The organism is Pigmentiphaga humi, assembly GCF_900606115.1.
Lineage (GTDB): Bacteria > Pseudomonadota > Gammaproteobacteria > Burkholderiales > Burkholderiaceae_B > Pigmentiphaga > Pigmentiphaga humi.
The window spans coordinates 32252-45724 of sequence record NZ_UWPJ01000036.1; the positions used below are offsets into that span (position 1 = coordinate 32252).

A 13473-nucleotide genomic window follows, 5' to 3' on the forward strand; every position below is an offset into this window, starting at 1 on the left:
CGCGAGCCCCATCGGTTTGCGGCACGCCGCCGAACCATCGCGGCAGTGCCTGCAACCGTTGCAGCACGCAGCCGGGCCGGGCAAGTCGCACGGTGTGCCGGAATTGTACCCGTCCCGCCCGCCGGATTCTTCCGGGCCGTCAAGGTCGCCCGACCGTCGCACCGCCGGCGCTTCGCCATCGAAGCCCTGCCCGCGACGGCGGACAAAGCGCCCGCGCACGCTAGTGCTTGAAACCGTCGTCGTATACGCAAAGGTTCGCCCATGAGGCGGGCCTGTCTGGCTCGCAACCACCGTGAAAACAACAGCTTTCGATTCCGCAACCCTTCATCGCCGGCACCGCAGATCGCGGTACCTAGGCGATGGCTGCGGCATCCACGGTGCCTGCGCTCTTTCCCGACCCTGCGCATGCCCACCCGGACAGTCATCGTGACCTGATCTGCGGGGTGCGGCTTTTCGCGCACCGGTTTCCTCCACTCGACTGCGCTTGCGCACGCTTCCTGGCGGCCCGAGGCTGCGCGCCGGTTTTTCGGCGCGACATGACCACGGAGAACTTCATACATGAAGCGCATGCTGTTCAACGCGACGCACCAGGAAGAACTGCGCGTCGCCATCGTCGATGGGCAAAAGCTCATCGACCTCGACATCGAAACCGCCGGCCGCGAACAGCGCAAGGGCAACATCTACAAGGGCGTCATCACCCGCGTCGAACCCAGCCTGGAGGCCTGCTTCGTCAACTACGGCGAGGAACGCCACGGCTTCCTGCCGTTCAAGGAAATCGCCCGCAGCTACTTCAAGGAAGGCGTGGACGTGCGCAGCGCCCGCATCCAGGACGTGCTGCGCGAAGGCCAGGAATTGATCGTCCAGGTCGAGAAGGAAGAGCGCGGCAACAAGGGCGCCGCGCTGACCACCTTCATCTCGCTGGCCGGCCGCTATCTGGTATTGATGCCCAACAACCCGCGCGGCGGCGGGGTCTCGCGCCGCGTCGAAGGCGAGGACCGCCAGGAACTGCGCGAAACCATGGAGCAGCTCCAGGTTCCGCAGGGCATGAGCATCATCGCCCGCACGGCCGGCATCGGCCGCAACGTCGAAGAGCTGCAGTGGGACCTGTCCTACCTGATGCAGCTGTGGACCGCCATCGACGGCGCGGCGCGCGAGAACACCGGCCCCATCCTGATCTACCTGGAATCCAGCCTGGTCATCCGGGCCATCCGCGACTATTTCTCGCCTGACATCGGCGAGATCCTGATCGATACCGACGACATCGCCGACCAGGCCTGCGCCTTCATGAGCGTGGTGATGCCGGACAACGTCCAGCGGGTGAAACGCTACCGCGACGACGTGCCGCTGTTCTCGCGCTTCCAGATCGAACACCAGATCGAGACCGCCTACGCCCGCACGGTGCCGCTGCCTTCGGGCGGCGCGGTGGTGATCGACCACACCGAGGCCCTGGTAGCCGTCGACGTGAACTCGGCGCGCGCCACCAAGGGCAGCGACATCGAGGAAACCGCGCTGCGCACCAACCTCGAAGCCGCCGACGAAGTGGCCCGCCAGTTGCGCCTGCGCGACCTGGGCGGCCTGATCGTCATCGATTTCATCGACATGGAAGACGGCAAGAATCAGCGCGCCGTCGAACAGCGCCTGCGCGAAGCCCTGCATTTCGACCGGGCCCGCGTGCAAATGGGCAAGATCTCGCGCTTCGGCCTGATGGAACTGTCGCGCCAGCGCCTGCGTCCGGCCCTGAACGAGGGTTCGCACATCACCTGCCCGCGCTGCAACGGCACTGGCGTGATCCGCGACACCGAATCCAGCGCGCTGCAGGTGCTGCGCCTGATCCAGGAAGAATCCATGAAGGAGAACACGGCCTCCGTGCACGCTCAAGTGCCGGTGGAAGTGGCCACCTTCCTGCTGAACGAAAAGCGCACCGACATCGCCAAGATGGAAGCGCGCCTGAAGGTCAACGTCATCCTGATCCCCAACAAGCACCTCGACACCCCGCACCACCGCATCGAGCGGCTGCGCCACGACGATCCTCGCCTGGAGAGCACCAGGGCCAGCTTCGAACTGGCCGAGGCGCCCGAGACCAACCTGGCCTACTCGACCCAGGAACACGAGATCAAGGCGCGCCCCGAAGCCATCGTCAAGGGCATCACCCCTTCGCAACCGGCACCGGTGTCGTCCACCCCCGCCAACGGCGCCCGGCCGGCGCGCGGCAAGCAGCCCGCGCAGGCCGAGGCCGCCGGCGGCTTCTCCGCCTTCATCGCCCGCTTGGTCGGCTGGCTCAAGGGCACGGGCACCGAGACTGCCGCGCCCGAACCGCGCGGCCGCAAGGAAGCCTCGCGCGAAGAGCGCGACCCCAACCGCAATCGCCGCCGTACGGCGCAGGGCAACCGCGGCCGCCGCGACGAGCGCGAGCAGCGCCCCGAAAGCGACGACAGCCGCAAGGAAGCCCGCGACACGCGCGAATCCCGCTCGCCGCGCCGCGATACCCGTCGCGACGAACGTCCGCGAACGGCCAAGGCCGAGGAAACCCGCCCGGCAGTCGCCCCTGCCGGCGAGGAAAGCGAACAGCAATCCGCCGAGAACCGCAACCGCAATCGCCGCGGCCGCCGTGGCAACCGCCGCGAAGAGCTGCCGGCCGATGAAGCCGCGCTGGGCGTCGCCCCGGTCGCCGCAGTCCCGGCAGCGGCCATCGCAGCCATGGCCGACGAAACCGTAGCTGTATCGCCTGCTGCAGTGGCAGCCCCCGAGGCCGAGCCGGCGGCGGATGTCCCGGCGCTGGCCGCCCAGGATGAGCTGGGCTCGTCTGCCGACACATCGGCCGATGGCGATAGCGAGCCCGAGCGCAAGCGCCGTCGCCGCCGCGGCCGCCGTGGCCGCCGCCAGAACGAGGCCGGCACCGGCACCAGCGACGACAGCCTGCAGGACGACGACGCGATCGACGAGGACGACGCGGAATCCGGCGAACCGGCTCCGGCGGCCATCGTGTCCGAGCCCATCGTCGTCACGGCCCAGCCCCTGGAAACGGAAACGCCGGCTCCCATCGTGGCCGAGGTCGTGCAAGCCCCGGTACCGCAGGCTGAGCCCGACCAGGCAGCGCCGGCCCCGGCCGTGACCCAAGGCACGCCCACTGCCGAAGCGCCTGCCGCCGAACCTGCCGAGGCCGCTGCCGTGCAGGAAAGCGTCGCGCCTGCACCGGCCGCCCAGGCTACCGCCGAGGAAACGCCCGCCGCGCAGGCGCCGGTCGTGGAGGCGCCCGCCGTGGAAACGCCGGTTGTCGCGACCCCGCGCGTGGAAGCTCCCGTTGCGGAAATGCCCGCTGCTGACGCCAGCGTCCCGACGCAAGCCGAACCGGCCGCCCAGCCGGCGCCTGCCGCGCCTGCACCCACGCCTGCCGCCGTCAGCAGCGCCGCCGTGCCCGTCGTCGCTCCCGTCGACGCCGGCGCATCGAACGACGATCTGCAGCGCGTGGTGCAGCAAGCCGGCATGCAGTGGGTCGAAACCGACCCCGCCAAGCTCGCGACTGCCCAACAGTCCCTGCCCTCCACTCCCGTTCGCCTGGGCCGCGAACCCCGCGTCCGTCCGCCTGCAGCCGCGGAAGTGCTGGTGCAGGTAGAGACTAGGTAGGTCCCCCCCTACGCGCTTACGCGCGCCCCCCAGGGGGCGAGGCGCGTGGACCGGCAAAGCCGGATCCACCGCCTCCTGGGTCTGGGGGGAGGGTCTTGGATCGGGGTGGTTGGTTCTTTTGGTTTGTCTTGCACCGCGGCGCGGCTTTGCCGGGCCGGCGGTGCCTCTTCCTGAAAAGCTGCCCATGTCGCGACGCATCGAGAAATCCTGGCTGGGCAATCTGCCGTTGAACGGCAAGCTTTCGGCGCTGCTCGGGTCGTTGCTGGCGCTGTTCCTCTTCTCCGGCGTCGCTACCAACATCGTCCTGCAGGAAGAGCAGGAGAGCCGCGCGGAGTTCCGCAGCACGGTGGAGTTGCTGCGCGGGCTCGACTTCGCGACGCGGGCTATTTATCAGCGTCAATCCGAGCTGCGGCTACTCATGCTGGCGCCTGGCGCGCCGGACACCCGGCGGATGGACGCCGCCAACGCCGCGGTCGAGGAGCACCTGCAAGCCGTGGCGCGCGTAGTGGGGAAAGACGCGGAGCTTTCGGGCCGGCTGGATGCCGCGCTGGCCTCGAACCAGTCCTGGCGCGATAGCGTAGCCGTGCCCATCGTCGCCGAACTGCACCGTATCGCGAAGGCGCCGGCCGAGGCCGCGATTCCCCTGCGCCAGCAATTGTCGCTGCGGACGGTCAACGCGCCCGCTTCCACGGCCAACCTGGTCAAGATCATGGACAGCATCAGCGCGACGGCCCTCGCGCGTCTGGACGAGCGCGAGCAGGCCATCGAAGAGTCCGAGGCCCTGCGCAAGCTGGTCCTGCGGGGCACGATGCTGCTCGCCTTTTTGTGCGGCCTGCTGGCGCTGCGCTTGTCCAACGTATTGATCACGCGCCCGCTGCGCCACATCAGCGGCCTGATGGAACGGCTGGCGCGCCACGACCTGGCCATCGAGACACCTGCCCAGCTATCGCGCCGCGACGAGATCGGCACCCTGGCGCGCGCCTTGGCCGAATTCAAGAAAATGGCGATAGAAACGGCCGACCAGCGCTGGGTGGACCGTTGCGCCGGCATCGTGTCGGACCGCATCCAGCGAGCCACGACGCACAACGAATTCGCCCGGGCCCTGCTGGAGCAGCTCTGCCCGGAACTGGACGCGGGCGTGGCGGTATTGTTCATACGCCAGGAAGCGGGCGACATCTTCCAGCTCGCCGGCCACTACGGCTTCCAAAGCGACTCGGACGGGCCGCCCCTCACGTTCCGACCCGGCGAAGGGCTGGTTGGCCAATGCGCGGCCCAGGATCAGCTCATCGAATTGTCGGACGTTCCCGCATCCTACCTGCGCATACGTTCGGGGCTCGGCCAGATGCTCCCCCCTCACTTGGCGCTGGTGCCGGTTTCCGCGCGCGCGGGTGTGCTGGCCGTACTCGAACTGGGCCTGCTGCGGCCCCTGGATGCGCGCCGCCGGCGCCTGCTCGACGCCTTGCTGCCCCTGGTGACGCTGTCGCTGGAAAACATGATGCGGACGCTGCGTACCGACGAACTGCTCGCGCGCACGCGCATGCAGGCGTCGGAATTGCAGGCTTCGGAGGAAGAGCTGCGTACCCAGCAGGAAGAGCTGCAGGCCTCCAACGAGGAATTGCGCCAGCAATCGGACATGCTCGGCCAGCAGAAAAGCCTGCTCGAGGCCTTGCAGCGCGACACGGAACACAAGGCGGAGGCGCTGGCGCGCGCCAGCCAGTACAAAACGGATTTCCTGGCGAACATGTCGCACGAGCTGCGCACGCCGCTCAACAGCCTGCTGATCCTGTCCCACGACCTGGCGGAGAACCGCCAGGGCAACCTGAGCGAAGAACAGGTCGAATCGGCGCGCATTATGAACGACAGCGGCACCAGCCTGCTGCGCCTGATCAACGACATCCTCGATCTCTCCAAGATCGAGGCCGGCAAGATGGAGCTCGTCGTGGCTCCCGTGGAATTGCGCGGATTGGCCACGCGGCTCAGGCGCCAGTTCGACCCCGTGGCAAGAAGCAAGGGCCTGGCATTCACCGTGGAGATCGGCGATACCCTGCCTGCCAGCATCGAGGGCGATGCCGGCAAGCTCGAGCAGGTCGCCATCAACCTGCTGGGCAACGCCTTCAAGTTCACCCAGCAGGGATCGGTGCGGCTGGTGCTGCGGCGTCCCGCCGCCGATCTGCCCGGCTTTCCGGCAGCCCGCACGGTGGCTATCGAAATCCATGACACCGGCATCGGCATTCCTGCCGAAAAATCCAGCCGCCTGTTCAGCGCGTTCGAGCAGGTGGACGCCAGCACCAGCCGCCAGTTCGGCGGAACCGGGCTGGGCCTGGCGATTTCCCGCCGCCTGGCGCAGCTGCACCATGGCGACATCCGGCTGCACAGCGAGGCGGGCCGGGGCAGCGTGTTCACGGTGTTGCTGCCGGACGGCCAGCCGGACTCGCCTCGCGCCCAAACCGAAGCAGCCGTTCCCGCGGCCACCCCAGTCTCCCCGGCGGCGCCGGGCGCCACTGACGCGCAAGCCCAAGCGACCATCCTCGTCATCGAGGACGACCCCGTTTTCACCCGCGTCCTGGCGGACCTGATCCAGCGCAAGGGTTGCCGCGCGCTGACCGCAGCCACCGGCCAGGCAGGCCTGCAGCAGGCCCGGCAGATACGGCCTGCCGGCATCCTGCTCGACCTGACCCTGCCCGACACCGATGGCTGGACGGTGCTGCGCCAGATCAAGGCCGACCCGGCCCTGCGCGACATTCCGGTGCACATCGTTTCGGCCGCCGACGAGCCCGCGAACAGCCAGGCCGCCGGCATCACGGGCTATCTGACCAAGCCGGTTTCCGCCGACGCCCTGAACAACGCCATCGATAGCCTGCGGCAAGCCGGCAGCGGGCCGCGGCGCGTCCTGGTCATCGACGACGACGCCGCCTCGCGCGCCGCCGTCCGCACCCTGCTGGCCGCGCAGCCCATCGCCATCGAAGAGGCGGAGACGGCGGAACAAGGCCTGGCCAAGGCGCACGGACAGCACTTCGATTGCATCGTGCTCGACCTCGGCCTGCCCGGCATGTCCGGTTTCGAGTTCCTCGAAAGACTGGCTGCGCTCGAGCCCCGGCCGCCCGTGGTGGTCTACTCGGCCCGCGAGTTGTCGCGCGAGGACCAACTGCGCATCCGGCCCTATACCGACAGCATCATCGTCAAGGGCGCACAGTCTTCCGAGCGGCTGCTCGACGACGTCAGCCTGTTCCTGCACAGCGTGCGCGGAAGATCGCCGGCCATCGCCGCCATCGCCGGCAACGACCTGGAAGGCCGCAAGGTGCTGGTGGTGGACGACGACATGCGCAATCTGTTCGCTCTGTCCAAGGTATTGCGCAACCATGGCATGCAGGTGCTGCTTGCCCAGGACGGCAGCAAGGCGCTACGCCAGTTGGAAGAGCATCCCGACGTCGAGCTCGTGCTGATGGACGTCATGATGCCGGTCATGGACGGCTACCAAACCACGCAAGCCATTCGCCAGAACCCCCGCCACGCGAACCTGCCCATTATTTCGCTGACGGCCAAGGCCATGCCGGGCGACCGCGAGCAAAGCCTGTCGGCCGGAGCAAGCGACTATCTCACCAAGCCAGTGGACATTCCCAAGCTGCTGTCTATGATGCGGGTATGGCTACACCGCTGATGCGACCATGGACCCGGACCTGGACGAGATCGAACTGGACTTCTTCATCGAAGCGATGCGCAGCCGCCACGGCTACGACCTGGGGCGGTACGCACGCGCTTCGCTGAAACGGCGGGTGCGAGGCCTGGTTGCCCAGCACGGCTTCGAGCACATCGGCGCGCTGGCCTCGCGGGTGCTGCGCGATGCGGCCTTCCTGCCGCGCGTGATCGAGGGCCTGTCGGTGCCGGTCTCGGAGATGTTCCGCGATCCCCACGTATTTGCCGCGTTGCGCACGCTCGTATTCCCGACGCTGGCTTCGTATCCGCACATCAACATCTGGCAAGCCGGTTGCGCCCATGGCGAGGAGATGTATTCGCTGGCGATCCTGCTCGAAGAAGCCGGGCTCTACGACCGCTGCCAGATATACGCCACGGACTTCTCCGACGCCGCGCTGGCGCGCGCACGCGAAGGCGTCTTCTCCACCCGCGAAGCCCGCACGGCCTCGCTGCGCTACCAGCAGGCCGGCGGCAGCCGCACGCTGGCCGATTACTACCATGCACGCTACGATCTGGTGAAACTGGACGATGGCCTGCGGCGCAACGTGATATTCGCCAACCACAACCTCGCCACCGACGGCGTGTTTTGCGAAGCCCACCTGATCCTGTGCCGCAACGTGCTGATCTATTTCAACGATGCGCTGCAGGACCACGTCTTGTCGCTGTTCGCCAACTGCCTGGTGCGCGGCGGCTACCTGTGCCTGGGCACGAAGGAAAACCTGTCGCTGGCGCCGGCCGCCGCCCATTTCATCGACGTCGACCGCAACGCGCGTATTTTCCGATCCGTGCGCACAGGCTGAGGTATGTCATGGAACTGGTGGTAATCGGCTGCTCGACCGGAGGTTTGCGCGCCTTGCAGGTATTGCTGGGGGGCCTTGCCCCCTGCCCGGCCACCGCTTTCGTGGCGGCCATCCATACCGCCTCGGCCGATACCGGGCTGCTGTGCGAGCTGCTTGCGCCCTGGACCTCGATGCCCGTGGTCGAGGCTCAGGAACGCACTCCCGTCCGCTCCGGCACCCTGCAACTCGCGCCGCCGGGCTACCATCTGCTCATCGGTACCGATCGGCACTTCCAGCTCAGCGTGGACCCCAAGATCAGTTTCGTGCGGCCCAGCGTCACCGTCCTGCTCGAATCGGCGGCCGCCGCTTACCGCGACCGGCTCGCCGGCGTCATTCTCACCGGCGCCAACGACGACGGCGCGGCAGGGCTGCTCGCCGTGCGTGCGCACGGCGGCCTGGCCCTGGTGCAAGACCCGCTCGAAGCGCAAGCCCCCGCCATGCCCCAGGCGGCGCTCGACCTTGCGGGCGCCGACCACTGCCTTTCCCTGGCCGGCCTTGCGGCCACACTCAACCGGATATGCAAGACTTGAACGCCGACATCCCCGCCCCGAAAATCCTCGTCGTCGACGATACGCCAGCCAATCTCTTCGCAATGCGCCGGCTGCTGTCGCAGGTCGATGCCGAGCTGGTCGAGGCCTCCTCCGGCAACGAAGCCCTGATGCATTGCCTGGACCAGCGTTTCGCGCTGATCCTGCTGGACGTCAACATGCCTGAAATGGACGGCTACGAGGCCGCTTCGCTGCTGTCGAGCGAGCCGCTCAATCACGACACCCCCATCATTTTCGTCACGGCGGCCTATACAGACGATATCAACCGGCTCAAGGGCTACCGCAGCGGTGCGGTGGACTACATCGCCAAACCGGTCAACGATGCGATCCTGCTTTCCAAGGTCCGGGTCTTCCTCGAACTGGAAACCAGCAGGATGCGCCTGAACCAGGCGCTGGCCTCGCTGGAGCAGCGCAACCGGCAATTGCAGGACGAGATTGCGGAACGGCGCCGCGTGGAAGAACTGGTGCGCCACCAGGCCACCCACGACCCACTCACCGGGCTGCCCAATCGTGCGCTGTTCGGCGACACGCTGGAACGATTCCTCGATCCGGCGCTGCCGCAGATCCAGGACTTTGCGCTGCTCTACGTGGACATCGACGGCTTCAAGCCGGTCAACGACACCCATGGCCACCAGGTGGGCGACCTCCTGCTGCAAGCCTTTGCGCAACGCCTGCGGTCGGCCGTGCGCGCGGAGGACATGGTGGCGCGCCTGGGCGGCGATGAATTCGGCGTCCTGCTCAACGGCACCGGCGATACGGAAACGGTGATGCGCAAATGCGGCGACCTGTGCGCGCACCTGCGCGCGCCGTATCTGTTGTCGCGCAACGGCCGGGAATGCACGGCAAGCGTGGGCGCCAGCATCGGCGCGGCGATCGCGCCGGTGCATGGACGCACTCACGACGAACTCGTGCACGCCGCCGACCACGCCATGTACGAGGCCAAGCGCAGCGGCAAGAACCAGTTCCGGCTGGCCGGCCCGGAATCCGAGCCGCGCCGGCGCTAGGACGACGCGTTCGCCCGTTCCCAGCCCGTGCGGAGGAACTCCGTGGCGGCCTCGACGGGCATGGGCGCGGCGCACAGGAAGCCCTGCCAGGCATCGCAACCCATTTCCCGCAGCGCCTCGAGCTGCTCGGGAGTCTCGACGCCTTCGGCGATGGTTTCCATGCCGACGCTGCGGCAGAACTGGATGACGGTGCGCAGCATCTCGCGATCGTAATCGTTGTACAGCACGCCGGACACGAAGCATCGATCCAGCTTCACGGCACCGAACTGGGCCGAGCGCAGCCTCAGGAAATTGGAATAGCCGCTGCCGAAATCGTCCAGGCTGAATCCCACGCCCATTTCATTCAGTTGCCGCGTGATCTCGACGGCCTCGTCCGGATGCGCGATCTCGACGGATTCGGTCAGCTCGATCTCGAGCCGCCGGGGATCCACCCCCGTCTCCCTCAGCAACCGGCCTACCGTGGCAGGCAGTTCGCCGTGCAGTTGCGCCGCGCTCAGGTTGACCGCGACCTGGGCACAGTGCACACCCTGCCGGCTCCAGGCCGCCAACTGCTCGCACGCGGTGCGCAACACCCAATTGTCCAGCATGTCGCTCAGGCCGGACGATTCGATCTGGGGAATGAAATCGGCCGGCTGCACCAGAACGCCACGGCGGTGCCAGCGCACCAGCGCTTCGAACCCGCGCAAGCGACCGCTGCCGATCTCGAGCTGGGGCTGGTAGTACAGCTCGAACTCGCCGCGCTTCAACCCCGAGGCGACCTCGGCCGCGAAGGAATCCTCGCGCATGAGCAGGCCGCGGTCGAGATCTTCCGGCCCGTCGCTCCAGCATACCCACCGCGCGCGCGTACGCAGCGCATAGCGAGCGGCCTGCTGGGCCCGTAGCAGCACGTTCGCCGCTTCGGCCATGTCGCTGGGCAGCATCACGATGCCGAAGGCGGCCTCTCCTACACCGCGCCTCTCTCCCAGCACTTCCAGCAGCGACGAACGCTCGCACAGCCTCTGGGCGGCGCCGATGGCGCCCAGCTTGTCGCTGACGTCGCGCAGCACGATGACCAGGCAGGCCGGATCCAGCACACAGATCAGATCATCCTGGCGGATGAAGCGCCGGATCCTGGAAAGGATCTCGTCGCGCATCGCCGACGGCGTGTCGCGGGGGATGGTCATGGCCAGCACAGCCGCCCGCCTGCGCTCGGCCAGCAGGACGGCCAATTCGCGCAGCAGCAACGCTTTCTCGCCAACGTCGGCCAGCGTTTCCGGGGTGGCCGGCGTTTCGGGCATCATCGTCGGCATTGGAACAATTCGAGCAATCATTCGGGTTCGGTCCGTCTGCCGCAACCTGCGGCACGTCATAGCCGGACTGTTTCAATTTGAATCATCGCACAGCAGCGATTATCACCAAAGCAAAACCCGCTCCAGTAACAAACGCCGTCGGCGGATAAACGGCATTTATACCTTGTTCCGCTCGGGCCAGGGTCTCGGCAACCGGGTTTTATGGCCGCAATCGAGACGCCAGAAGCGCGCCCGTATCCGCTACAATGTAAACGATTGTTGCCCAGTTTCCGGACACGGACTCCAAATTTCCTAATCTCTTCTTGCAAGATCGAAAGGCATGGTGAATCCAACGGTTCTCGATTATCTGGGCGGCCGCCAAGCCTCGCGGCAGTGGAAGAAATTTCTGGCTGCCCTGGCGCTGGAGTTTTCCGGCGCGCTTCCCGAGGCCGACCTGCGTGCGCTCATGCGGCGCGTCGGAATCCGCTTTGCCGAGCAGTCCGCGCTCTCCCGCTGCGAAACGCTGGACGATGCGCAACGCTCCATGAATCTGGTCTGGATGGATCAAGACTGGGGCTGGGCCACCGTCGACGAGCAACATGACGCGCTGCGGATTACCCATAACTGCTCGCCGCTCCATGCCGCGTTCGGGCCGCACTCGAGCGCCTGGATCGCCGCCTTTCTCGAAGGGGTATACCAGAAATGGTTCGAGCAGCTCGGAGCGGGCAGCCACCTTATGGTCACACAGGCGTCCGAGGTGGACGCCATGGGCTGCGTCGAACTCCGGCTCGGCCGGTAAGAATAATCAGCAGTCCAGTCCATACCGCCGGCCCAGGCTTATGGGGAGATAAGGCATGAACGAATCCGACGACATCGCCAAGCTTTTCAAGCATTTTGGCGGCCAGGCGAACCAATACCAGGAGATCGGCCGCGCCAACGAAGCTCGCGTCTCCCGCGAGCGTTGGCCGCTGCTGGCCTCGGTCGATCCCGAGCGTCCCGCCCAAGCCCCGCCTGTCGAAATCGCCGCGTCGGCGGCAGCCGGCCAGCCCGATGCATCCCGTGCCGCCGCTCGAGGCGATGACCTCGCGCCGCCGATCGCACAGGCTGTCGAACCCGCTGCCTTCCCTGCTGCTGACGCCATCCAGCCCGACCAGCGTCACGAGCCTCGCCTGGAGCCCTGGATCGCCATGCCGCCGGCGCCGCAACCCGCCCAGGCCAGGCCGGCGCAAGCTCAGCGAGAGCAGGCGCCGCTGCCGGCCAAGCCATCCGAAGCGTTCGTTCCGCCCCATCCGGAGCGGTTGCGTACCCGGGGGCTGCCCCCGGCCCCGGTTCGCGCCGCCTCGACGGCATTGCCCGCCACGGCTCCGGTCCCTACGGCTTCGGCGGCGCCGCCCGCCACTGCCCCGGTTCGGCAGGAAAGCGCCCCGGCAGTATCGTCCGCCGCGCCTCCCGCCTCCGGCGCGAACCAGTCTGCTGCCGGACTGGCAGGAATTTTCTCGCGTCTGTCCAAGTCTGCCGCGCCGCCGACCGCTGCCGCGGAAGACCGCCATGCATCCTTGTTAGAGCGCCTGAATCGCTTGTGAAAATCATCGCCATTGTTTCCGCCAAAGGCGGCGTGGGCAAAACCACGGTTACCGCCAATCTGAGCACGGCACTCAGGCAAGGCGGGCAAGACGTACTCACGGTCGACCTCGACCCGCAAAACGCGCTACACCTGCATCTCGGAGGCACCCCCCGGCATATCGACGGAGTTTCCCGCGCCACGCTGAGCGGGCGGGACTGGCGCGCAATCGGCCCGATCAGCCCCTCCGGAGTCGTTGCGCTGCCCTATGGGGCAGTCAACGAAAACGACCGGCAGGCCTTCGAGCGCCATCTCGAGCAGTACCCGACATGGCTGACCGACAATTTGCGCAAGCTCGACCTCGGGCCCGATCACCTCGTCATCCTCGATACCCCGCCCGGTCCGTCCATCTACATGCGCGCGGCGCTGTCGGCCGCCAACCTGGTCGTGATCGTCATGCTGCCCGACGCGGCCTCCTACGCCACGCTACCCATGATGGAAGGCCTGGTGCAGACCTACTGCCTGCCCCGGCAGAACTTCATCGACCATACCTTCGTGCTCAATCAGGTGGACAACTCCCGGTTGCTGTCTCGCGACGTTTCCCAAATCATGCGGTCCGAATTCGGCAGCCGCATCGTGGGGCCGGTCCACCAGGACCAATCCGTCTCCGAAGCGCTGGCGTTCAACCAGAGTGTCCTCGAGTACGATATCCATTGCCAGGCAACGCAGGACTACCGGTCCTGTGCCCGCAACGTGCTGGCAGCCCTGAACGGCCAATGAAGCCCCCCCTACGCGCTTACGCGCCCCCAGGGGCGAAGCGGGTGGACCGGCGGAGCCGGATCCACCGCTTCCTGGATTGGACGGCGTACTTTCATGTGGCACGGGGACAGCGCCACGGAAAACTGGTCTGAGCGAGCCAGGATCTCTTAGTAGCGT

The 13473-nt window shown here is 67.1% G+C and carries 9 protein-coding genes; 8 read left to right on the forward strand and 1 reads right to left on the reverse strand.

Features of this window, described 5'->3' with window-relative positions; genetic code table 11:
* Window positions 1–558 precede the first annotated feature (558 nt).
* From PIGHUM_RS21175 to PIGHUM_RS21195, 5 genes are all read left to right on the forward strand, one after another.
* Complete coding sequence (locus PIGHUM_RS21175; protein ID WP_124081703.1) at window positions 559–3624, forward strand: Rne/Rng family ribonuclease; 3066 nt, start codon at window positions 559–561, stop codon at window positions 3622–3624.
* A gap of 184 nt (window positions 3625–3808) precedes the next feature.
* Entirely contained in the window at window positions 3809–7282 is a 3474-nt protein-coding gene (locus PIGHUM_RS21180; protein WP_124081704.1) for a response regulator, read from the forward strand.
* A gap of 7 nt (window positions 7283–7289) precedes the next feature.
* A complete protein-coding gene (locus PIGHUM_RS21185) occupies window positions 7290–8117 on the forward strand; it encodes a CheR family methyltransferase (RefSeq protein WP_124081705.1) in 828 nt (275 codons plus the stop codon).
* An 8-nt stretch (window positions 8118–8125) separates the two neighbouring features.
* Window positions 8126–8686: a chemotaxis protein CheB gene (locus PIGHUM_RS21190; protein ID WP_124081706.1), complete on the forward strand. Its 561-nt coding sequence runs from the start codon at window positions 8126–8128 to the stop codon at window positions 8684–8686.
* Complete coding sequence (locus tag PIGHUM_RS21195; protein ID WP_222929309.1) at window positions 8683–9708, forward strand: diguanylate cyclase domain-containing protein; 1026 nt, start codon at window positions 8683–8685, stop codon at window positions 9706–9708. Before PIGHUM_RS21190 ends, PIGHUM_RS21195 begins: the two co-directional genes overlap by 4 nt.
* Here the strand turns inward: PIGHUM_RS21195 and PIGHUM_RS21200 are convergent.
* Window positions 9705–10997, reverse strand: coding sequence for a putative bifunctional diguanylate cyclase/phosphodiesterase (locus tag PIGHUM_RS21200; RefSeq protein WP_160142385.1), 1293 nt, complete (start codon window positions 10995–10997; stop codon window positions 9705–9707). The genes PIGHUM_RS21195 and PIGHUM_RS21200 overlap by 4 nt on opposite strands.
* 319 nt (window positions 10998–11316) lie before the next feature.
* On the opposite strand from PIGHUM_RS21200, the gene bcsD reads away from it, so the two are divergent.
* The 3 genes from bcsD to bcsQ are packed head-to-tail and all read left to right on the forward strand — an operon-like array spanning window position 11317 to window position 13317.
* Window positions 11317–11775: a cellulose biosynthesis protein BcsD gene (gene bcsD, locus PIGHUM_RS21205; protein WP_124081709.1), complete on the forward strand. Its 459-nt coding sequence runs from the start codon at window positions 11317–11319 to the stop codon at window positions 11773–11775.
* A gap of 55 nt (window positions 11776–11830) precedes the next feature.
* Window positions 11831–12559, forward strand: a complete 729-nt coding sequence (gene bcsP / locus PIGHUM_RS21210; RefSeq protein ID WP_124081710.1) for a cellulose biosynthesis protein BcsP — start codon at window positions 11831–11833, stop codon at window positions 12557–12559.
* Complete coding sequence (gene bcsQ / locus PIGHUM_RS21215; RefSeq protein ID WP_124081711.1) at window positions 12556–13317, forward strand: cellulose biosynthesis protein BcsQ; 762 nt, start codon at window positions 12556–12558, stop codon at window positions 13315–13317. The genes bcsP and bcsQ overlap by 4 nt, the downstream gene beginning before the upstream one ends.
* Window positions 13318–13473 lie beyond the last annotated feature (156 nt).